We start from the raw sequence: 22,972 nt of genomic DNA, 5'->3' as shown, positions 1-22,972 counted from the left end.
ATCGCAATTATCCTACTTTAACTCCACGAGGTACTGCTCTATGTAGTGGGCGTGGTCAACTATTCTCTCCACGTGCCTTACAACGAGTAGTCCCAGCGTCTTTATGCCTGGAACGCTCGCCTGACTTAATGTTTTTCTTAAAGTCTCCTTGTATGTGCTGTCCACTAAGCTGTCAATTTCTCTAACGTACTTCATGTTAGTGGGTTCTTGTCTTTCGAGATCTTCGAGTGCAGCCTTAACAGCATCCACTGCCATACTGAATAGATCTGATAACCCTAGATCTGCAAGGCCCTGCTTAGGCGCTAGTAACTGGTCTATTTTTGATATTTCTCTGCAATACCTAGATACCCGGTACAGGTCGTACGCGATGTTAATTAGTACGTAGGCAGTTATGAGATCTCTTCCTAGAGGTTGTGCCTTTACTATGTACATGAGAACGCGATATATGAGATCTCTGCGAGCTTCTTCAAGCATACTGGCGATGTTTTCAACTTCTTCCCATACCATTTTGCGCTCATTCAAATCGTGCAGCGTAAATAGCTTACCGGTTTCCTTCATGACATCTTCTACGTAGCGCGACATGCGGTGCATAATTGACATTGCAAGCCTCAGCTCTTCACTCGTGAGCATCATATTTCACCTCTTAGAAACTTTGCAGTGTACTGGTTAATTGGGTGGAGAAAGACCTTTGAGGCGGGGCCTTGCTCAATTACAGCTCCTTCGTAAATAAAGGTAACCTCATCGGCCACTCTTGCCGCTTGGTGAGGTGAGTGAGTCACCATTACTATCGTCAAGTCATCCTTTAGAGATAATATTGCCTGTTCTAGTTTCCTCGCATTAACGGGGTCAACATTCGCGGTCGGTTCATCTAATAGGAGTATTCTCGGTTTCATGGCCAAGGCCCTGGCTAAACAAAGCCTCTGTTTTTGCCCTCCGCTAAGCTCGTGAGGGTACTTGTGTAGCCTATCCTTAACCTCATCCCATAACATTGCTTTTTCAAGAGCCCATCTAACCACTTCATCTAGGTCCTTTCTGTTATTAGCCACCTTGTTTAGTCTTGCTGCTATTGCGACATTGTTGTATATAGTTAAGTGCGGGAACGGGTTAGGTATTTGGAACACCATTCCGATATGTCTTCTGAGAATATAGGGATCCACATCAAAGAAATTGTGTCCTAAAATCTCGATTCTGCCGCTAACCCTAACGCCCGGGATTAGGTCAATAAGCCTGTTTATGACTCTTAGCAGGGTTGTTTTCCCTGAACCCGAAGGTCCCATAATTACGTGGACGGTGTTGTAGGGTACTTTCATCGAGATATTCTTCAATATGTGTGCTTTATCTATGTAAACGCTTAAGCCCTCGATGTAAATAGCATAGGTCACAATCTAACCTCCTTTACGGCTGTTTTTACGGTGATGAAGATCGCTAGGTACAAGACAAATAATACGAAAGACGCTCCCCACGCAATTTCGTGGTAAGACCTAAAGGGAGAAGTTATGAAGTCAAATATGAGTAGCGGCAATGCATCGGTTGGCGATAGCGGGTTTAAGCTTATACCAGACCTATATCTTCCCACAGTGAAAAAGAGAGCAGCCGTCTCACCCATAGCCCTAGCAAACGTTAGGAGGATCCCGGCTACGATCGCCTTTCTGGCTATTGGTATAAAGACTGAGAATACTGTTTTCCATCTATTAATGCCAATAGCGTACGCTGCTTCCCTATACGTTCGCGGCACGGATCCTAAAGCGGAGGTGAACGCAGTATAAGCGTATGGGAAGGAGACCAGTGTCAGGGCAGTAGCTCCTGCTAGTGCCGAGAACCCCCTCATAGGCACAACCAAAGTCGAGTAAACTACCATCGAAACTATTATTGTTGGCACACTAGCCAAGGAACGGGATAGGGCGTCAACGGTCTTTGATAGACGGCTATGTGGAAACTCGTTCTCCAAGATAGCCGCGAGGAGTGCAAGCATGATGGTTATTGGCATCGATATTAACGTTATTAGGAAGGAGCCAACAAGTGCTGGCCCCACTCCTCCGAGGTCTTTTGAAAGCGGTGTCGGCGGTATGTCTACAAGGAACCTAGCTCCCGCCTCTAGTACTGGCTTTGAGCCGTTATAGACCACAATTGCTATTACGTGGAATAGCGGCAATACTGCTAGAATGGACATCGCGGTGATCAGTGCTGCAAAGAGTTTGTCTCTTGCATACCTCCACTCATACAACGATTCTCACCCTCCACTTCTCTAGGATTCTCAACCCAATGAAGCTAAGTACAAGGGTGAGCAGGAGGATGGTCAAAGCAGCGGCGTAAAGGACAGATTCAGCGTACTGGTACAGATTTGCATTTGCATACTGTGATGCCAGTAGAGCGGGGACAGTGTAACCTGGTCCAATTATGCACACACTGGTCGACATAGCATTACCCACGGTGGTTACGGCGATGGTGGTTTCTCCTGAGGCTCTAGCAAAACTCAGAATGGCTGATGCGATGATTGCTGGCTTAATAATGGCCAACATTACCTTAACGAGCTCGTACTTTGTCGCGCCAATGCCGAGGCACGCTTCCTTGTATGTAAGGGGGACTAGCTTGTAAGATTCAACTATTATCGACGTTGTATAGGGAATAAGCGGTATTCCGATGGCAATTCCCGCAATTAGTATCGAGAAACCAGTAGTTGGCTGGCAGGAGAACAGCGGTATAAAGCCTAGATATTTGTGTAAAGGCTCCATAATGCTTGCTTTCATGAATGGTACTAAGTAGTGTAGTGCCCAAATAGCGTATACTATTGTGGGGACTCCGCCCATCAACTCGATGATAGGCACGAAAATATTTTGCACGCGCTTATTCAAGTACTCTACTACGAAAATAGACAAAGATACTGAAAAAACAAGTGCAGTACAAGTGGCGATTAGAGATGTCAGAAGGGTACCAATAATAGGGGAGAGGATGCCGTATAGTTCTTTCTCCGGGTTCCACACGCTTTCTACGAATAACCTTGCACCGTACGCTAAAATACTATCCCATGAATGGATAAGTACTACAAATAGAAATAAGCCCAGTAAACCCGTTACGATAATAGCCGAGGGGAGGAGGGAAATAAAGAACAATTTGTCTGTTCTAGACCAGCTCATTCCCGTTACCTCGCGCTGTTCTCCTCTATTATTCTAGCTGCAGCTACTAGTAGACGTTGAGCTTCTTGAGGCGGCGGTGTGTAGCCCTTAATCATGTAGTTATATCCCTCCTGGACAATCCACTTTAGGAATTCACTTACCGCTTTAGCCACCTCCCGGTCCTCGTACTTAGCCCAGAAGAAGCCGTAAGCAAGTGTTGCTATGGGATAAGCGTCCTCGCTTGGCGAGTATACAACTTCGTACAGTGTATAACTAAGGTCGTCTTGTGGAGAGCTAGGGAATATAACCCCTCGTGCCGCGTTCTGTATACTCATCTCGGACGGTAAAACGAATTTACCCGCGGCATTTTTAATTGCTGCAACCGGTAGTCCGTGCTCAATTGCGTAACTAAGTTCAACATATCCTATAGAGTAAGCCGTCTGCAAAACAACTGCGGTAACACCCTCGTTACCTTTTGCACCTACACCCCTACCACTCCTATCGACGGGCCAATCAACCTGCTTACCAACCAGGTCACTAGACCACTTATCAGGAGCAGACTTGTGTAAAAATAATGTGAATATTTCCGTTGTCCCGCTAGAGTCGGATCGGTGGACTGCCACAATTGGTTGATGCGGTAGTTTGTCCGCAATGGTGGGGTTTAAGGCCACTATTGCAGCGTCATCCCAGTACTCTACCTCACCCAAGTATATCTTCGCGAGAACCTCTCCACTCAGGTTTAATGTGCCCCCTACACTGGGGACATTATATACCACAGCCACTGCACCCATCATCCACGGAACCTGGAGCACCCTGTTCTTGTGTTCTTCCCACTGGGACTTTGAAAGCGGGGGATCGCTAGCTGCGAAGTCGACGACACGGTCTACCAAGAACATTCTTTGACCGGCACCGCTACCCACAGACTGGTAAGTTATTGGAATGCCTGTTTTTTCTTGAAATAACCTAGCCCATTGAGCTATTTGGGGGTATTGAAAACTAGCACCGGCACCTCTTATAACGGGTAATCTACTGGACGGGTTAGTAGTGCTATAGGTAGAAGCGTCCTGTGGGATCGTAGTAGTGGGCGCCTTCTCGCTCGCGAAATATACGTGAATAACTGAGTAGGTAACAATAGTTACAAGTATTGCTATAACGGTGATCGTTATATACAATTTTGACCTACTCATAATTGTCACCAATTACATAGATTTTGTCCAGATTTATATAGCTATGCTACAGAATCTATATAGATGCAAGGCACATTTATACTAGTTACTACTAGCTATAGATATACATAGACACTTCCGTGGTATTTCCTGTGCTTGATTGGTAAGATATCTATCACGCTCTGCGATGGATAGTCCTCGAGTGCGAAGTTTGCAAGTGAATAAATAGGTTTAACTAAGTAATGGAATCCAGGCATGCGTTAAGAGATGGTCTATTTGAAGAATAAGTATCACGAAGTAGTAAGTGATGAGTACACGGCGGGCATAGCTTTTCTATGTAGAGTAATTAACTTTCTCGAAGACGTGCTCGAAGATGCCGAGTGCGATGACATCTACGTGAACAGCGTAGCGCTAAACGCTCGTACCGTGGTGTTGCATGCTGTTAGGTGCAAGTACGACGTGTTTGAGAGCATTGAGGTGTTCCAGGATAGATACAGAGTAAATGTGAAGGAAGGTATTGGTGATTTACCGCTTAGGGAGCTCTACGAGCACGTGATCGACTATTACAAGAAAACACTACACCGAAGGATGAAGCAGTATGCGTGGAAAACCCATATTAGTGGAGTAGAGTATTACCTGGGAGTGCTCTTCAACGGCAAGGGTTTTCTGATTGAAGGTGAAAAGAACAAAGTCATTTTACCTGGTACCCCTCAGTGCTTTTCCGCTCATACACATCCTCTGGATCCCCCTGTACCAAGTAAAAATGATGTGAAGGCAGTTAATAGAATACTAGTAGATCGCGGTATTGGACACGTAATAGAGGCGGTAAGGAGTAGTTTAGCTATTTACCGAGTAAGACCGTTATCGCTCAGAGATTACGAAACTTTAAAGTCCCTCGAAAAGAAGGGTAGCTTCGTGGAGATGATTGCAAGAACCGCGGACGGAGCGGCAATTAGAGCCCGATATATTCACTAACCTTGTTCCTTGATCCGTCGTTAACCGGTACATGTAGAAGTAGTATGTGCGTTGATAATTGAACTGTGTAGCGACGAGCACCATATTAGGTGCAGGTTCAATAACATTTATTTCACTAGAAGGCACGGTAAAGCATAACTCTTTTTATATGACGTTGATACTTAGGAGGTATCGGTTCACGGCATGGAGTAAACTGAGTGCTGAAAGGCTTGGGTGTTAGCGGTGGATTTGCTAGCGGCGATGATGCCGGTAGTACTTGCAGTACTTAACAGTCTCGACCCCGCTATCATATACAGGTATGCGAAGGAGGCGCCACCTTTCCTATTTACATTCGTCAAGGCCACGCTGGCATTAGCGTTTGTAAGCATACTAGTAGTTTTGAGTGGAGTGCACTTAGAGATCTCACCGTCTTATGCAGTTTTCTTAGCCACCTTATCGGGTATTCTGGGTCCTGGTGTAGGCGATGCTACATATACTCGTTCAATACAGCTACTCGGCGGATCCTTAGCCGTAGTCGTCGGCTTTACTTACATATTCTTTGCGCAGGGGCTTTCAGCATTGATACTTCACGAGGCGGTTGGTTTTAATGCCGTAATTGGGGCAATACTGGCTTTCACGGGAGTGACGGTGACTTCGCTCGATCGGAGGAGGGGTATTTACAGTTTAAAGGGCTTAATCTACGCGCTTATAGCAGCAATATGCTGGAGCTTAGCGGTTGTATTGGTGAAAGCAGTACAGGAGTACTTCAATGCGCTGTTACTGGCATTTCTGAGAATAACATCAGCTCTTCTAACCATGCCACTTATAAGCACGATATACGGCGAGAGAAAGACGTTTACTAAAGGCTTTTTCGTGGCAGCAACTATTTCCGGCGTACTTGGTTGGGGGGTAGGCATGATCCTATACATACAGTCAGTGTACCTACTAGGAATATCTGTCACCACCATAGCGCTAGCGCTTACGCCAGTGCTCTCGCAGATTACCACCAAAGTGATCTCCAGGGAAAAGGCTTCTTTAAATGTCTTCATCGGTGCACTACTAGTTACACTCGGTATAACACTACAGGTTTTTCACTAGAACAAGGAGTTCTTAAAAACCTCATTCAAGGAAACAATCGGTTGACAAACGTCTTTCGTAAAAGGCTTTTATAGCCTCATCAACATAGACGTGATTGAGGTGCACGATATATGGATTCAGGTGCACCTATACTCGGCGCGAGGAAGCTCAAAGTGAGCAAACTACTGGCAGTGAAGGCCGTGCCAAGGTTCTATAGGGTAGATGATCCACACGTGCACCTGAATAACTTCAAGGAGACTACCGGCAACGCTGTCGGTATCTACGTTCACATACCTTTCTGCAGATCTTTGTGCGTGTTTTGTCCATACTTTAAGGACGTGCTTAGGGATTACCGTGAACTTGAGGCGTACTTCAAGGCCTTGCTTAAAGAAGTTGAAGTTTATGGCAAATTGCTCGAGGAGAAGAACCCGAGCATTGTCGAGATCCACGTAGGTGGTGGGACACCTAGCCTCGTTCCACCGAGACTGTACAGGGAGCTCGCGGACAGTCTTTCACAGTTCTTCAACGTTAAATGCGGTATTAGTATAGAAGCTAATCCCGAGGACTTAAGGAGCTACAGGGCTGTTGAGGAGCTTTACTCTGCCGGCATTGACGAGGTTAGTATAGGCGTTCAGAGCTTTGATGAAAGGGTGCTCAGGTCTCTCGGTAGAAAGCACTCCACCGAGGACTCCGCTAAGGCAGTTGAAAATAGCATTAAGGCTGGTTATAAGTGGGTTAACGTAGACCTGATGTTCCTCGCGCCGAACATCAGGGGCTACGCGGAGCTTACACTAGAGGAGAAGCTAGAAGCGTTCAGGAAGGACCTAGAAAAGGGTCACGAACTGGGCGCTCACCAGATTACCTTCTACCCGACAATTATACCAAGCAGTTCCCCAGGTTACAGGCTGGTAGAACTCGGAAAGGTTAGCCAGGAACTCGATTACGTAGATGCATTTATCGACATGGCCTTGGACTTCGTCAAGGACAAAAACCTCTACTTAGTAAGGGTTTACTCGGCCTCCAGGAAGCGCTATGAGTACGCAACTGTAAACCTAGAGATGGTAGGGCCCTTGATAGGTCTTGGTGCGGGAGCGTGGGGCAATACCGGCCTTTACCAGTACGTTAACATACACGATGTAGTTACATACATAAGCACGACGGAGAAGGGCTTACCCCCCGCCGCCTACTCAAGGAATCTCAGCCTGGCGTCTAGGACATGGAGGCTCTTCTTTGACCAGCTAAGTACAGCAGAGGTCAGGGAAGATCTCTTTAAGTTCACGGGTTTTAAAAACATGCCGCTTAAAGTAAGGTTCCTCTTGAAAGCAATGGAGTTAAATGGCACAGTTGAAAGGGTAGGAGGCATATACAGGTTAACGAGACGCGGTATTAAGGAGGTATACAAATCGGTCATTAACTACGTTATTGATGTACCGGTCAAGGCTACGGAAATGTTTACACGGATATCTAGATCTGGAAAGTACCCAGAAGTAGTCGAGATAAAGTAGTCCGTACTGCAAGATACTAGTGCGGTTAGTAGTTGGAAAGAGCCACGAAGGAACGACGCGTTGGAAGATGGACCCGGCCAGGCAGGAATGCTCACAAAATGCAAGTACCAGGTAGTGAGCATAAATGAATTGTACCGGGTAAAAACGAGTTGGGAGGAGGGTTTTGCCAAGTCAACGCACAGTGTGATGTTTTATTTGACGGGATTTCAATGAGTGATGATAAGATCCTGGAAGGCAGTTATGACCTTTTCCTAACTAGGAACACCGCAACGCCCAGTATCAGTAGTAATATCACCACCGCTACAGAAATCATTACTAGGCTAGACCCTTCCTCCACCGGTATTGAGGTTTCTTGGGTGGTCGTCTCTGGAGTCGTTAATTGAGTAGTTGTCGGTATTTGTGTTGTCGTGATGAATGACGTTGTCTGAGTGGGTGTATATGATGTTGTATACGCGGTGGTTGTAGTCACGTAAGTTATGGGGTGAACGGGCTTAGTGAGCGGATACTTGTCGAGTATTTGTACATCTAGCGTCGTTGCTATTACGTAGGGCACATCCACTATTCCGTCGTTATCTTTATCCGGCTCGATGTGGTCATACCAGTAGTTGCCCATTTTTAGGGTCTCGTTTTCTACATACCACTGGTTCTTTCCACTTTCATCTGCTGCATTATAATTGTAACAGAGCCAAAACGTGTTACCGAACACTACGTTATCAGTACTCTGCTTAGATAGGTAAATGCCGATGCTACCCGTCTGGTTAATGAAATTGAAGGCTATGATGTTGCCATAAGCCACTAGCCCATTAATGCCTCTACTCCCCGCGAGGGTGTTATTGGTAATCACGTTACCAGAACCCCGCAGCTCTATCGCTGGCCCTCCCGACGTTATGTAATTACCCACAATAAGGTTATTATCACCATTAGCTTGTATGCCAATGCCAGATCCGTGAATCGTGTTATTTGCGATCGTGTTACCGCGTACTCGTTCCATGTAGATTCCGGTTCCATTACTCGCGATCACATTTGAGCTAAAAACGCCGCCAGAGGCACCCACGTGTATTCCTGTGTCGGATGCCCTTATAGTGTTGCCGGAGATCTCGACTTGATCGGCAAACATGCTAATTGAAATTCCGGTTCCAGGAGTCACGATCGTGCTGTGCATTATTTGTAATTGCTTACAGCTATTAATGCCGAGGTTGCCCTTTATCAAGGTTATATTTGAATAATACACGCTGAGAGATGAGCAAAGATACGCTGTTACCCCGCTGGAATGATCATAATTTAAACCTGCAAGTATTCTGGATCGCTCTACGCTTATGCTGGCTCGAAAGCTTGCATTGCCTATTAGGATTCCGTTTCCAGCGCTTTCTATGTTAACTCCAACTAAGACGGTGTTATTTGCTTGTGTCCACAAGGCAGCGGGATTTTTCTCGGTGTAGTCCTGGAGGACAATGTGCATTGTGGATATTTTAACATCGTTGGCGTAAACTCTAATAGGTCCCTTAACAACAACTGTTTCGTCGTTCTCTCCAATGATCGCGACACTCTTCTTGACCTCAAAACCGCTGTATGTCCCGCTTAGAACCGCGATTACATCTCCATCATTCGCATGATCTAGTGCCGTCTGTATATCGGGGTAATCCGTGGGAACAACTATACGTTTTCCTCCTGCTAAAACTGCAGGGGGTGCCAGGAACGGCGAGATCAGCGCGCATATGGTTATCAATGCGAAAATTGCCCTCTTTACCCTGCTACTATTATTCAACAATATTCACCTTTTACCTGCTTGCCTATGGCAAACAGCCCTTAATATATTCCCTTTCAAAAGTGTTGCCTCTAAAAGGGCTTTTCAAATACCTCGTTCCCGAGCAGACTACCGAGTCTCCGGCGCAGAGATGAACGAGGCTATTTAGTGTGATCAATGCGATTAATTGTTGTGGACATGCCGGTGAGACCGTGCTGAGTATTAACGAGATTCTCGGGGACGATTTCAAGAGCTATGTAGCATACTATGCTATTTTGAAACTGAGAAGTCTCCTAACATGTGATTTCGTGAATTACCGATACTACTTGGTATTCAATGGTGGTAAAGGAGTGTACATTGACGGCATCATCAGGGACTTCTATACTAATGCGATGTATGAGTTATCGAGGGGCTTTACCGGTAAGAAACTCGTTGAAGCCTTAAACCACCTAGTTGAAGTTGCTAACTACGTTTTCAGGGAGTACGGGAAGCTGTATGTAGTCGGGATCTCTTATGGGAGCTTCGATGAGTGTGTTGAGGGGCTCCACAAAGCCTACGCCATACTAGAATCCTTCGAAGCAGACCACTATGAGCAACTTAGCAAAGGCTACGTTTCGGTGACTAGTGGTTTCGTAAAGCATGTAGACCAGGACTCAATTACTAAACTTGAATCGGAGGTATTGCCGGCGATAAGGGCTGGTACTATCCCGACCAGTTACACAAGTAGAGCCGGATCTAGAGAAGTGTATGTCCGCGTAGGAGAGCATAAGAGGGTGTTCGAAACACTAAAGCGGTTCAATGTGGTGTTCGAAGCAGGTGCGGATAGCTACATAGTACCCGCACCACTGCTTGAAGGCAAGTTATTCGAGCAATCGAGCCGCCGTGACGTCCAGTTGCAAGCCATACACGCGTTCACCGCTTTTAAGCCCGTCAAGTGTTCCGAGCTCCAAGGATACTCTCTTCCGCCTTCAAGGGAGATCCTTGAAGGCCTAGTTGCGAGGATACTCGGGGGTTTTGGTTTTAAGGTCTATGTAAACGTAAAGCTACCGAATAAAGCCGGTGGCGAAACAGAGGCCGACGCATGGGCCGTTAGAGGGGATTTCAGGGTATACGTTTCATGCAAGAACTGGTCTTCGAGTGTTGGGAGGGGTGTAGTAGAAGAGGAGTTCGGCAGAGTTTACAACCTCAGAGAAGTACCACAATTAAAAGTGCTCGTTGTAGGGAACATGAGTGATGAAGCTAGGAGAACGGCATTGGCAGATGGCTTTTACGTGGTGGAGTTAGGTACTAAAGCCCAGGCCGGCAACTTAGAGGAGGTCTGTGAAACCGTACAAGACGGCCTCATGAAGATTTTCACTTCAATTGCACTACCACAGTTATCACAGGCATATAAGCTACTAGGAGAGATAAAGGCGAAAGTTGAAGAGCTGAGGAAGCTTGAGATGCTGATTGAGGACTTGAAGCGAACGCTGAGTGAGAGCGCGGTTTCGTGAACGATCGTGAATTAACGAGGAACGGCACCAGTTAACACGTTACTTTTACTCGAGTTAATCCAGGTACTTAGAGTACCTTCACGATTGTCACGTAATATATGACGGTGATGTCACGTTAAGCGCGTACTATAAGGCATCTTCCACTGATTACTCAAAGAGAAGAGGTGTATTACGTGAAGATATCGGCCCTACTCTTGATAGTTACAGCACTAGTGATACTGACACTATTACTACCACTTATTCATGCCTGCATGGACCCAGCGGGCAGGTACGCGGTGGAGGTTACATTGAATAAACCCGGTACCACATATAACTTTACTACTTTGCGTGAACACCTCGGAGAGCGCCTGGTCATAGTTGACAACTCCACTTATATGTTTAAGTACAGCGTACGGTATAAGGAGTCTCCGGAAGAAGGGGTTTTAAAGCAACTGGATTTCCTAGTTGTGTTGTATGAGGCCAAGTTCTCGGAGGGCGCCCCATACATAGAGGGACTAGGTAGCCCGGAAAACGTAGTGTACTACCCTGGAATAAGGCTAGAGTTAATAGTGCCACCAGATACGGAGATATGCATAGTGGAAGCCGCCGGCTCCACGACCACGTCCATCACTACTACGGGGATAGGAGGTCAATACAGTTGTTTGCCTGTCTACTCAGATGACTTTAAGCATGCCCTTAGAGGTCTTCTGGATATTCTTGTAGACGGGTGGCAGGTCGTATCCGGGTTGACCGGTGATGATGTAATCAAGGTCGTTGATGCCGTCGAACCGGGTTTAGCGGGATGGAACAATAGATTAGTGTACTCGGAAACGCTAAATACGTGGAAACCCTACTACGAGCTGGTTGTCAAAGGATACATCAATGGAGTACTCGTTAAAGGCAACGCGTGCTCGATGCAAATACCAGCTGACATGATCGAGGAACTGAGGAAGCTAGGTCCATCAATACTGCTTGACCTTTACGCTACAACCCCTCCCACCGCGACGACTCTACCAGGAGAGACAATAGTACCAACGAAAACCCCTGCATTAACGCAGGTTACACAGCCTCACACTCCAACACCTTCAACTACGCTACAAAACAGTACGACGATCCCGGCCTCCTCCGAGAGAGACGTGAGTTCCTTACCGTTAACTGGAAGCGAAAAGGAGTTCAACGGGTTGGCTGTTGTAGTATCGCTAGCTGTAGGTACCGTGGTAGCGTTTGCGGTTTACATGGTCTTCTCAAGGCGGTACTAGCGGTACTAAAGGTTACTAAATGCATTTTTCCCTCGAAGCATCCATTAGTAACGTGTGAGCCGAGATGCCACTTAGTAGCAAAGACCTCGAGGCCTACTTGAAGCTCAGGCGGCTGAACGGGCCCATCACCATCAGAGGTTTCCAGAGGCTAATGGGATACAGTAGCCCTGGCAAGGCTGAGCGCGTTTTAAAGAGGCTTGAAAGGTTCGGCCTCGTTGAGCGTGCACGCTCTTCCGAGTACGTAGCCAAGAAGGATCTTCCGCCGGAATTGGCGTCTTACGTAATTATTAAGGGCATTATAGTTCCAAGAACTCTCGTATATGCGGTATACGCAACTACAGCCGTCATGATCTACACGCTCCTAGCGGAGCCACCAGCACCATTAATGGTCTTTCTAACGGCACTGGTGATACCTTACTGGCTGGAATCACTATACAGTTTAACCCTACTAAAGAGAATAAGAAAACAAGAACACTAAAGCCGTGCAATGCCTTAAGCTGTCAAATATCACTAGCTCAAAATACGGCATACGTCGCGACTTTTAACCTCGTTAACGCCATCGGTTTCCCAAAATACCTCTCTTCCCATTACACCGTACAGCTTTAAGTTTAAAGAACGTAGTTAGCTTAAAATTCTTACTTCGGCCTTACCTACCTTCACAAGGTTAATTCCATGACTGCCTCATAGATAGCGAGTGCAACCCGGAAGAGATGTAATAAAACCAGCGAATCGCCCCAGCAAGGTCTTCACTCCCCAAGGGTGGAGAGGGGCTGAATCCAGGCCTCTAGTGCACCCTTTTCCGCACGAACTTAGCCTGCAGTAATTGAGTCCTAGAACTTAAGCCCTGATCTGCCCCTTAGCTGGTAGGAGTGTCCTCCGATCTGGACATAACAATCCTCGTCCAACAGGTATATTTGACAGACAAAGAGACTAAAGTATTTATAGCTTATTCAAGCCTAACACCCACTTTAGAAAGTAGTAGTGGAAGGGTACATTGTTATGCATATCTCGAACCGCCACCTGTACGCTGTAATATTCGTACTAGGCTTTATCACAGTACTGGGTATTAGTGTTCTCTATCAGCAACTCCACGGTGCTTCAGAGAAGCGGGAGGAAATAGTAGTGTTTGCGGGTGCAGCCGCTGCACCTGTTTATAAAGAGGTTGCTCGGGCTTTCGAGTCAAAGTATAATGTCAAGGTTACACTTCACTTGGGGGGTTCGGGGACCCTTCTATCAACCATCGAGATCACGCAAACTGGTGATGTGTACATCCCTGGATCACCAGAATTCCTCCTAGCGGCTAGGGAAAAAGGTGTTGTTGACTTCTCAGAACACCCGCCAAAGGTACTGGCCTACCTGGTTCCTGCAATTATTGTCCAAAAGGGGAATCCCAAAAACATTTCGAAAATTGAGGATCTCACAAAACCCGGTGTTCGTGTTGGGTTGGGAGACCCCGAAGTCGTATGCATCGGGCTCTACGCGAAGGAAATGCTGGAGAAGATCGGCATCTGGGAAGGTGTGTACAAGAACGTCGTGGTATACGCAGCTAGCTGCGAACACGTGGCTCAACTGATTTACACAGGCGCGGTTGATGCTGTCATCGGATGGCATGTTTTTTACTACTGGAACCCGGAGAAAAGTGACATCGTGTGGATCGAGCCCTCGAAGATCACCAGAATAGGCTATATTGCCGGAGCGGTGACGAAGTTCGCTAGAAATAGGGAATGGGCTTTGAGGTTCCTAGATTTTCTGGCCTCCGAGGAAGCACAGGGTATCTGGAGGAAGTACGGTTACTTCCCGACACTCGAAGAGGCCAAGAAATATGCGCCCAGCGCCGAGGTGGAGGAGCTGACGTGAAATTCCAGCCCAATGCTTTTAATGCACTGAACTATGTACTGCTACTACTATTCCTACTGTTCTTCCTACTTGTTTTAGTGTCTCCCGCTGCCTTTGTGAAACCCGATGGTATGATACGTAGTCTCCTCTCCGATGAGATCGGATATGCGCTCGCGCTCTCGATCCTGACAGCCACGTGCTCCACGTTAATATCCGTAGTAATAGGTTTACCGGCGGCTTATGCACTATCACGGTTCAACTTTCCCGGGAAGAAAGTCGTTGAGGGGTTCCTTGACGTCCCGCTGTCCCTGCCCCCAGTAGCTCTTGGCGCATCACTCCTTATATTCTTCTCAAAGAATCCACTGGGTATATTTATAAACGAAAACTTAGTTAGGTTCGTGTTCGAGGTTCCGGGCATTATTGTAGCTCAATTTGTCGTTGTAAGTCCTATAACGATGAAAATATTGAAAGAGGTTTTTGACGGCATTCCAGTACGTTACGAGTGGATGGCCAGGGTCCTCGGGTACTCACACGTAGAGGCTTTCTTATACGTGGTATTGCCTCTTGCAAAACATGGTGTACTCGCGGCAACTCTATTATCTTGGGCCAAGGCTTTAGGCGAGTTCGGGGCAACAATGATGCTAGCAGGCGCTACTAGATTTAAAACGGAAACGCTACCCATTGCCCTCTACCTGAAGCTGGCTGAAGCCGACTTGGAGGGAGTTGCGGTGATAATATATGTTCTAGTAACTACGGCGTGCATCGTAACAATAGCCGCGAGGAAGTTCCTAACGAAGGTGTCCATGACATGATAGTAGTCCGGAACCTACGTACCTGTCTTGGATCTTTCTGTCTGGATAACGTAAGTTTTGATGTGGCGGACGGCACGGTCCTCATTGTTGTAGGTCCGAACGGCTCGGGGAAAACAACACTACTAGAGTGCATTTCGGGCATACGCCGAGTAGAGTCCGGGAAAATAGTTATTGATGATATAGATGTCACCTACCTTCCACCAGAGAGGAGGAGGGTGGGCTACGTACCGTCAGATTACGGCTTATTTCCGGGCATGACCGTTGAAAAGAACATCTTACTGGCATTTAGGAAGTCGAAAGGGATGACCTTGGAGCAACTTCAAAGAATCGTACACTTATTGCAGATTGGAGAGCTAATGGGCAAGAATGTCGAGTCTTTGAGCTCTGGTCAAAAACAGAGAGTCGCTATTGCGAGGGCCTTAGCTTCCAACCCCCGTGTTTTACTCCTAGATGAACCCACATCAGCTCTTGACCCAGCCACCAAGGAATACTTTAAAAGAAGCTTTCGCGCGGTTATCAAAGACGTATTCAACGATTTCAATGTACCTGTAATTTACACCACCCACGACCTACCAGAAGCAAGAAGTGTTGGCGACAAATTGGCAGTGATAAATGACGGGGTCATTGAACAGGTAGGTAGCGTTAACGAGGTATTTGAAAATCCGAGAACAAGGTTTATTGCTGAGTTCTTAGGCTACAATGTACTGGAAGGACACGTAATTGCGGTTCGTGACAATCACCTTTTCATCAACGTTAAAAACGTTACTTTAGTGGCCCAATGTGCCGGAAACGGGTGGAATGCGCCTAAGGACGTCATTGTAGTGATTAAGCCCCAGGACATCACGTTGTTCAGTGCGAAAGAACAACTATCATCGCACCGGAGAGATGAGTATACTGTTCTTAGGGGGGTTGTGAGGAACGCGCACATAGAGGGATCTACGGCCAAGGTTGAAGTAGTGGTCAATGGTTTCAGCTTGAAGGCGGAGACCGGCTTAGACCATTGGGAAAGGCTTCGTGCCAAGCCTGGAGACGGGATATACGTACAGATCGATGCCTTTAAAGTCAAAGTACTCCCGAGCACGAAATGAGAAGACATGTCACTAGGTCCAACTGAACGCTGTTACCTAGAAACATCAGCAGGGTTGATTGGGGCCCTTAGTGGTGACTTGTGTATAGCGTAGTTTCGCAGTAAAAGACCTTTATGTCCTGTTTTCTCGCATTGAAAATCGATAGAACCTGTCCACGTAGTAAGGTTTAAATGGGTAACGTGCATAGTAATATCCTTAAAGTGGTACCCCATGAAGCGCTTAGTGATCACGGATGTTAACAAGTGTGTTGGTTGCCAGCTGTGCATACTCGCCTGTAGTAGGAGGTTCGGTGTTGCCGGTTACAATAAATCAGCCATATGGGTTAGGAGCGCTGGAGGCTTTGAGCGGGGTTTTACGATAGTGGTCTGCAGAGCGTGCGAAGATCCTCCGTGTGCCAGGGCCTGCCCAGTTGAAGCCATAAGAGTTAGGAGTGGTGGAGGAGTAATAGTGGATTTCAATAAGTGCATTGGATGTGGTTTTTGCAAAGAAGCGTGTGATATAGGAGCTGTTCAGTGGGATTACGATGTCAACAAACCAATGATATGTACCCATTGCGGTTATTGCGTACCGTTCTGTCCTCATGGCGTGCTTGCTCTGGAGGAGGTGGTCTAAGTGGACATCTTCAAGCTACTATCTAACGTACTCTACATAGACTTGACCAAGAAGATCTTCTGGACGGAGTCCAGGGAGGATCTTTTCAGCAAGTGGCTGGGCGGTATAGGGGTAGCCACGCAACTTTACAAAGAAGAGGTTGAAGGAAACATAGATCCACTGGGGCCCGAAAACGTCATAGTGTTCGCCGTGGGGCCCTTAACCGGGGTTTACCCGTTGGCTTCCAAGACGATTGCTGTGTTCAAGTCACCACTAACCAATTACTTCGCCGAGAGCCATGCGGGTGGTAGGTCAGCTCTAGCTATAAGATTTGCAGGTTATAGTGCAATAGTCATTAAAGGAGCTAGTGATAGGCCAATATACATCGTCATCGACGACGAGAAAGTAAGGTTTAGGGATGCCTCAGTGCTGTGGGGCATGAGGAGTACAGAGACCGTAGGCGGCGTTCTCAGGGAGGTTACCGCTGGTGCAGGACATAGAACTATAATGAGAATAGGTAGAGCCGGCGAAAGGCTGGTTAGATACGCTTCGGTGGTCACTGAAACGTATAGACACTTCGGTAGACTAGGGTTAGGGGCTGTTTTCGGTTCCAAAAAACTCAAGGCTTTGGTGATCGTAGGTCGTAGGGGATTTAAAGTACCCAACGTGCCCGCCTATAGGGAGGTCTATGAAGAGGTCTACTCCCTAGCGGTGAAATCACTGGCTATGAAAAAATACCACGATCTAGGCACAGCCGCTAACGTGCTAACTCTCAATAGCATTAAAGCGCTGCCCACTAGGAACTTCAGTTCAGGGTATTTCGAGGCGGCTGAAGAAATAAGCGGTGAAAGGTTAGCTGAAACCGTGCTCGCTAGAAGAGTGGCGTGTGCTGGATGTCCAACAGCATGCGTGCATTTAGCAGCCCTTCGAGAGCCCTACCCCGAAGAACCTTACTTCTACAAGATAAAGTTTGTATCCTACGACTACGAACCCCTCTACGCGCTCGGTTCCAATCTAGGAATAAAGAGTCGAGAGGGCTTCCTCAAACTAGTAGACGTTGTCGAAGAAGAGGGGTTAGACGCTATATCAACGGGTGTTGTGCTCGCATGGGCTACGGAAGCCTACATCAACGGCTTGATCAGCGAGAAGGAGCTCCTAACAAGAGTTAACTGGGGTGACTACGAAGCGTACATCAAGGTAGTAAGAAACATCGTAATGCAGCCTAACGAGTTCTACAAGACATTAGCACTAGGCGTCGAAGAAGCCGCTAAGAGGTATGGAGGACTTGACTATGCACTAGCATTCAATAAAGTAGAGTTAGCAGGTTACCACACTGGGCCTTTATATCACATCTCGTTGCTCATAGGCTTTAGGCACAGCCACTTAGACGCAGGCGCGTACTCCATGGACGAAGAGATACTAGTACGCGGTAAACAGTTACCTACGCCCGAAGAGGCTGTTAAGAGGATTGTCGAGGAAGAGTCGTGGAGGCAGGTACTCAATAGCCTAGTCGTGTGCCTCTTCGCTAGGGGTATATATAGGCCGGAAACAGTCATTAAATGCTTTAAGCCTCTTAACGTGGAGTACACGGTAGAGCAGCTCAAAGAGCTTGGTAGGAAAATATGGCTTGAGAAGCAATTAATAAAGAAATCCGAAGGCTTTAACCCGTTAGAGCTAAGAATACCCAGAAGGGTGCTGGAAACACCAACGTCCCTGGGCAGAATAGATGAGGGCTATATCAAGGAGGCCTTGAAGCATTTCAATGGTATCCTGTCAACTACGAGTAGCGAGACGAAATAGCCGAGTAGACCCGTGCCCCTGCACATAACCCGGATAAACGGCTCTTGCTTAGGAAACGCTCGGGAAGGGCTTCCTACTCTACGGGTAAAAACTTTATATACCACAGCCTTTGTAATCTCGGGGTAATGAGGATTACGAATGACTGCTTCACGCAACGTCAGCTTAATGGAGTACCTGTTCATTGCGGGATCCCTTTTCTTCTTCCTGTCATTCTACATCACGATGCCCTTCATACCGCGGTATGCCGTGCTTCGAGGTGCAACCAGTACGGAGGTGGCTCTCCTCGGACCTGCCTTATCGGCAGTAGCCACGATCTTGATGCCTATCACAGGCATGCTCGTGGATAAAGGCTTTTCAAGGAGAATAGTAGTCCTCGGAGTGGCGTGCTCTATTCTATCGAACACTGTATACGCTCTATCATTTAACGTGCAAACATTATATGTAGGCAGGATTTTGCAGGGCATTAGTTTAGGCCTCCTTATACCTGCATCAATATACATTGCCACGCTAATTAGCGCTGACCCTGCAAGCACACTTGTGTGGAGGTCTATAATGGTAGGGGTTGCAATGGTGACAGGCCCTGTCCTGGGGGGAGCCTTAGTAAGCAGTCTAGGGTACAGCTGGTTGTTTGCAGTACCTTCAGTCCTACTACTACTTTCCTTATTAATGTATCACCTAGCGCTAGGAGTAAAGTATAAACACCCCGTTGAGAGGACCTCAGGCCAGTTAAGGGACCTTGCTGTTTCAAGCTTCATCATCTCATCTATATGTACATTTAGCTATGGCGCACTCTACGGTAACCTCGCGTTATTTCTTCCCGCACTCCACGAAGAACTGGGAATTCCAGTAGACTTTACGGCGTCCGCGTTCACGGTTAACTCCCTGTTTACTCTCGCTTTTAGACTCATGTACCTTAAGCTATTCAAAAATACCCCGATCAATACCATTGGTGTAATAGGCTACGCCCTGACGATTACGGGCATGCTGCTTATTGCGGTAGATCAGGCTTCATACGCCGTTTTAGCATCCATGGCCATTCTAGGAGCCGGAGGGGGGCTACTAGTACCCGTGTTACAGATAATGGCGGTGCTGTCTGTAAAGGAGAGAAGCCGCGGACTTGCATCAGGCATAAGCTCAGCAACCTTTGATGCAGGTAACGTGGCTGGTCCTCCCCTAACAATATCACTATATGCAACATATACTAGCGCTCTCAAGCTAACAACACTCTTCGCGGTGCTAGGCGCAGTGGCGATCTCGTTATATGCTTCACGCAAAGTAGCGTGCTTCGAAAGAGCTAGGTACCTTTAGAGCTCGCATTAGAAAGGCAATACTTACGGCTTGGTAATTTACACTAAGCTTAGGCTAGTTTTACAAGTTAGCCACTAGCACCAAGTAGTTTAGGTGTTAAGAATTTAACCTCGTAGCAGGATCTAATGAGCTCGGTGAAACGGCTTGATAGACTATGAAGTTCTACATAACGATGTGGTTAGCGTTCTTAGGCCTAAAGGGGATCCCGTTGGCTACAAGCTGTTCGCAGAACGCGTTGAGGGATTACCGTACTTCAAAGGAACCTTTGCTCTCTGCCAGGTGATCAAGCAGGTGGCCATACTCGGTAAAGTTCTTGCAGTAAATGTCGACAACGTTGACGCGTGCGTTATCGGGACCTACGTACTCGGCTTCAAGGAATTGCCCGAAGACTTCATTGAGAGGTGGGTTGTAGAGCGTAAGATGAATGAATCCGTGGTCAAGCAACTAGTTGCGGGGATCCACGCGTTTGAAATGGGCAGGTACAAGTCGGCTTTATTCGCGCCGTTAAAGCACTACAAAACACTAAATATCGATCCGGACGGCGTAGTGCTGGTCGTTAACTCAACACAAGCGTACATAGTCCTCGCAGGTTTCTTCGACTCCACAGGGATAAAGCCGCTATCAGATTTCAACGGACACGCTGCATGCGAACTAGTGGTTCCCCCGTTAAAGGGCAGAAGCCCGTGGTTAACGGTACCCTGCGGTGGCGCCCGGGCCTTAGCGGAAGCGCAGGACGATGAGCTGTGGATCGGCATTAAGCCGGAAGACTTGAGGAAAACGGTGGACAGGCTAAAAGCAGTGGGAATGAAGTACCCGCTGACAGCATACCAAATGCTAGTAACCCAGCCTAATCCGGCACATCCGTTAACTCACCTGATCTCCAGGAAGCGCGTTACCGGTTAGAATAATTACAGGCCACGTGCTTTATACAGTTAACTCGTTTTGCGGCCTCTCGACGTCTTTGTTTTTAACATTAGTAGTACTCGTAGAAGAGCTTCAGCGGACTTCTCCTGTAAATGAAATCTAAATCCCTGAAATCGGGTTTAGCTGAATACACGAAACGCAGTATGGCGGGTATGGTGATGTAGACCTTTAGCTTATGGCGCATCACTCTAACTTCTCTCTCTAACTTAGTAATGTTATGTACGTCTAACTCGTCTATGGGATCCATGAAGAGGGCAATGATGCATGGCTCCCTACAGAAGTCCCTTACAAGTACTTTGACAAGCCAGGGTATGATCCTGTTACTGCTTGGGTATGGGCTGTAAGGCCCCGTCTCCATGGGCCACTCTATCAAGGAAAACACCCTGTAGACATCTTCGATCCTCAACCCGCTCAGCACTGGTGTTACCTTAACGCCCTTTTCAGTTGCTATACCTATTCTAACTTTCAACCCCTTCTCTAAACCGCTGTGAACGAGGTCCAAGATCATCCGGGCCAGCGTATCTAGAGGCGGAGGATCTCCGTGGAAGAACCCGCTGTGAATTGATGCGATCACAAGGATGTTTTTGTACGTCTTCGCTTCGTACTCCTTAACCATCAACCTGGACGTCTTAGCGGTTGCTTTCCAGGCAATTTTACGAAAATCGTCTCCTACAATGTACTCTCTAACCCACAATACATCCACTCCCATGCCCCTTCTACGCGTGACGGGTGCCTCGAAAACTGCGTACTTAGATAGTACTTTCTCCACGGTAAACGCGCCTACTGCCCTACGCGGTGCTATGTACACGTCAACCGCGGACTCAAAGAAAAGTTTTAATAGCAGGTTAAAGAACCTTAAGGGGTCTCTTACTACGAGCTCTATGCCCAGTGCTTTATGCCCTCCCACATACCCCGTGACGTAGCACTTCATACTTAGGTTGCCGCGATCTTCAACCACTTCAAAGCCCTTTAACCACATGCCTTTATCCGAAAGTAAGCGCGCACTCCCGATCTTGACGTAAGAGGATACGTCCCTTTCCGCGAAGACCTCAAACATGACACTATCACCCACTAGGCATATCAGCGGCTCGTAGAATCTCGCGCGCATCACCCTATCTAGAGGTAGGAAAGACCTAATTATGGAGTACGAGGTAGTAGTGAGAGCTAGTAGAGAGATACTTGTAAGTAGAGCAATGTTCTCCAAAGTGCGGCTTCCCGTTACAAGGAATAGTAGGGTAGGCAGCGAGGTTACAAGTATTGCTAAGTATAGGCCTTTAGAAGGCCTTAAAATAGCGTTACCTCTTCTCAGCTTAACTATCTTCATCTCCTAGTCCTCACGGCCTGGGCACTTCTACGTGTTTAAGTATCTCGTTGATAACTATGAAACTGGTGTAGCCCTCTGCAACGTACTCGGGCTTTAGCAGAATTCTATGGGACAGTGCGGGCATGGAAGCGCTTTTCACGTCGTCGGGTATAACGTACTTTCTTCCACTAGATAGGGCATACTCCTTAGCCAGGGTTAAGAGTAGTAGAGCGCCTCTAGGCGTTACTCCGAGCCTAACGGCGCTATGCTTATGGCTGTACTCTACTATCCTACTAATATAATCCAGTATTGAGTCGTCTACGTAGACGCTTTCCAGCTCTTTAGACACCTCCTCGATATCCTGGATCGCTGCTACCGGCTTCAGCGCCTCGTACTCCCTTTCAATAGCCTTTAGCCCTCTCCTGAGTAGGCGCACGAGGTTGCTCTTTTCCAGGTTCTCCATGCTTACTTTAATAAAGAACCTATCTAGTTGCGCTTCCGGTAGTGGAAAGGTTCCTTCAAGCTCTATTGGGTTTTGAGTGGCTAATACCACGAAGGGTCTCGGTAACTTCACGGTTTCGCCATCAATGGTTATCTGTCTCTCCTGCATGGCTTCTAGGAGGGCCGATTGCGCGCGAGGTGAAGCCCTGTTAACCTCGTCTACTAGCACTATGTTGGAATATATTGGTCCAAGCCTCAACTCGAAGTCGCCTGTCTTCTGATTAAAGATCTTCGTGCCCACGATGTCGCTGGGAAGTATGTCTATAGTGCACTGCACCCTAGAAAACTTCAAATCGAGAAGTCTCGCGACGGTTTTAGCTGTCAGCGTCTTAGCGATGCCAGGCATTCCTTCTATGAGTGCATGTCCTTCCGCGAACACTGCGAATAAAATGAGTTTCACGTCGTTCTCCCTACCTACGAGAATCTTCGAAGACTCCTCGACGACTTTCTCGACTATGCTGCTGAATCTCGTCATTTACACCACGTAGATATATTAGGTCTCCAGGGTGAAATTTTTTC

Annotated in this window: 21 protein-coding genes; 13 read left to right on the top strand and 8 right to left on the bottom strand. The window is 47.3% G+C overall.

What is annotated here, in order from left to right; genetic code table 11:
• Positions 1–12: 12 nt before the first annotated feature.
• The 5 genes from QXU03_06640 to pstS are packed head-to-tail and all read right to left on the bottom strand — an operon-like array spanning position 13 to position 4,300.
• Positions 13–630 carry a PhoU domain-containing protein gene (locus QXU03_06640; protein ID MEM2171411.1) on the bottom strand — a complete coding sequence of 206 codons (618 nt, stop codon included), beginning with the start codon at positions 628–630 and terminating at the stop codon, positions 13–15.
• The gene (locus tag QXU03_06635; protein MEM2171410.1) at positions 630–1,382 is read right to left on the bottom strand and encodes a phosphate ABC transporter ATP-binding protein; all 753 of its coding nucleotides are present in this window, start codon (positions 1,380–1,382) and stop codon (positions 630–632) included. Before QXU03_06635 ends, QXU03_06640 begins: the two co-directional genes overlap by 1 nt.
• On the bottom strand, positions 1,379–2,224 hold the full coding sequence (locus QXU03_06630) for a PstA family ABC transporter permease (GenBank protein ID MEM2171409.1): 846 nt from the start codon (positions 2,222–2,224) through the stop codon (positions 1,379–1,381). Before QXU03_06630 ends, QXU03_06635 begins: the two co-directional genes overlap by 4 nt.
• On the bottom strand, positions 2,217–3,134 hold the full coding sequence (gene pstC / locus QXU03_06625; protein ID MEM2171408.1) for a phosphate ABC transporter permease subunit PstC: 918 nt from the start codon (positions 3,132–3,134) through the stop codon (positions 2,217–2,219). Before pstC ends, QXU03_06630 begins: the two co-directional genes overlap by 8 nt.
• Before the next feature lie 5 nt (positions 3,135–3,139).
• Entirely contained in the window at positions 3,140–4,300 is a 1,161-nt protein-coding gene (gene pstS, locus QXU03_06620) for a phosphate ABC transporter substrate-binding protein PstS (protein MEM2171407.1), read from the bottom strand.
• 246 nt (positions 4,301–4,546) lie between these two features.
• Here pstS and QXU03_06615 point away from each other — a divergent pair, with 246 nt between their 5' ends.
• From QXU03_06615 to QXU03_06605, 3 genes are all read left to right on the top strand, one after another.
• The gene (locus QXU03_06615; GenBank protein MEM2171406.1) at positions 4,547–5,254 is read left to right on the top strand and encodes a hypothetical protein; all 708 of its coding nucleotides are present in this window, start codon (positions 4,547–4,549) and stop codon (positions 5,252–5,254) included.
• Between the two features lie 222 nt (positions 5,255–5,476).
• Positions 5,477–6,331, top strand: a complete 855-nt coding sequence (locus QXU03_06610; protein ID MEM2171405.1) for a DMT family transporter — start codon at positions 5,477–5,479, stop codon at positions 6,329–6,331.
• A 110-nt stretch (positions 6,332–6,441) separates the two neighbouring features.
• Positions 6,442–7,815, top strand: coding sequence for a radical SAM protein (locus tag QXU03_06605; protein MEM2171404.1), 1,374 nt, complete (start codon positions 6,442–6,444; stop codon positions 7,813–7,815).
• 238 nt (positions 7,816–8,053) lie between these two features.
• On the opposite strand, the gene QXU03_06600 is transcribed toward QXU03_06605, so the two are convergent.
• Positions 8,054–9,580 (bottom strand): right-handed parallel beta-helix repeat-containing protein, encoded by a 1,527-nt coding sequence (locus tag QXU03_06600; GenBank protein ID MEM2171403.1) that lies wholly within the window; start codon positions 9,578–9,580, stop codon positions 8,054–8,056.
• A 149-nt stretch (positions 9,581–9,729) separates the two neighbouring features.
• Between QXU03_06600 and QXU03_06595 the strand changes: the two genes are divergently transcribed.
• From QXU03_06595 to QXU03_06550, 10 genes are all read left to right on the top strand, one after another.
• Positions 9,730–11,052 (top strand): restriction endonuclease, encoded by a 1,323-nt coding sequence (locus QXU03_06595; GenBank protein MEM2171402.1) that lies wholly within the window; start codon positions 9,730–9,732, stop codon positions 11,050–11,052.
• A 173-nt stretch (positions 11,053–11,225) separates the two neighbouring features.
• Positions 11,226–12,290, top strand: a complete 1,065-nt coding sequence (locus QXU03_06590; protein ID MEM2171401.1) for a hypothetical protein — start codon at positions 11,226–11,228, stop codon at positions 12,288–12,290.
• A 64-nt stretch (positions 12,291–12,354) separates the two neighbouring features.
• Positions 12,355–12,768: a hypothetical protein gene (locus QXU03_06585; GenBank protein ID MEM2171400.1), complete on the top strand. Its 414-nt coding sequence runs from the start codon at positions 12,355–12,357 to the stop codon at positions 12,766–12,768.
• 521 nt (positions 12,769–13,289) lie between these two features.
• Complete coding sequence (modA, locus tag QXU03_06580; GenBank protein MEM2171399.1) at positions 13,290–14,147, top strand: molybdate ABC transporter substrate-binding protein; 858 nt, start codon at positions 13,290–13,292, stop codon at positions 14,145–14,147.
• A complete protein-coding gene (locus QXU03_06575; GenBank protein ID MEM2171398.1) occupies positions 14,144–14,938 on the top strand; it encodes an ABC transporter permease subunit in 795 nt (264 codons plus the stop codon). The genes modA and QXU03_06575 overlap by 4 nt, the downstream gene beginning before the upstream one ends.
• A complete protein-coding gene (locus tag QXU03_06570) occupies positions 14,935–16,026 on the top strand; it encodes an ABC transporter ATP-binding protein (protein MEM2171397.1) in 1,092 nt (363 codons plus the stop codon). Before QXU03_06575 ends, QXU03_06570 begins: the two co-directional genes overlap by 4 nt.
• Positions 16,027–16,236: 210 nt before the next feature.
• The gene (locus tag QXU03_06565) at positions 16,237–16,638 is read left to right on the top strand and encodes a 4Fe-4S binding protein (GenBank protein ID MEM2171396.1); all 402 of its coding nucleotides are present in this window, start codon (positions 16,237–16,239) and stop codon (positions 16,636–16,638) included.
• The gene (locus tag QXU03_06560) at positions 16,639–18,417 is read left to right on the top strand and encodes an aldehyde ferredoxin oxidoreductase family protein (GenBank protein MEM2171395.1); all 1,779 of its coding nucleotides are present in this window, start codon (positions 16,639–16,641) and stop codon (positions 18,415–18,417) included.
• A gap of 138 nt (positions 18,418–18,555) precedes the next feature.
• A complete protein-coding gene (locus QXU03_06555; GenBank protein ID MEM2171394.1) occupies positions 18,556–19,725 on the top strand; it encodes an MFS transporter in 1,170 nt (389 codons plus the stop codon).
• A gap of 144 nt (positions 19,726–19,869) precedes the next feature.
• Entirely contained in the window at positions 19,870–20,628 is a 759-nt protein-coding gene (locus QXU03_06550; GenBank protein MEM2171393.1) for a DUF169 domain-containing protein, read from the top strand.
• A gap of 70 nt (positions 20,629–20,698) precedes the next feature.
• On the opposite strand, the gene QXU03_06545 is transcribed toward QXU03_06550, so the two are convergent.
• Positions 20,699–21,973 carry a DUF58 domain-containing protein gene (locus QXU03_06545; protein ID MEM2171392.1) on the bottom strand — a complete coding sequence of 425 codons (1,275 nt, stop codon included), beginning with the start codon at positions 21,971–21,973 and terminating at the stop codon, positions 20,699–20,701.
• A gap of 10 nt (positions 21,974–21,983) precedes the next feature.
• Positions 21,984–22,928, bottom strand: a complete 945-nt coding sequence (locus QXU03_06540; GenBank protein MEM2171391.1) for an AAA family ATPase — start codon at positions 22,926–22,928, stop codon at positions 21,984–21,986.
• Positions 22,929–22,972: the final 44 nt, after the last annotated feature.

It is taken from the genome of Desulfurococcaceae archaeon (assembly GCA_038845865.1).
GTDB lineage: Archaea > Thermoproteota > Thermoprotei_A > Sulfolobales > Desulfurococcaceae > UBA285.
Note: the sequence above shows the minus strand (reverse complement) of the source record. Positions and strands in the feature narration are given on the sequence as shown.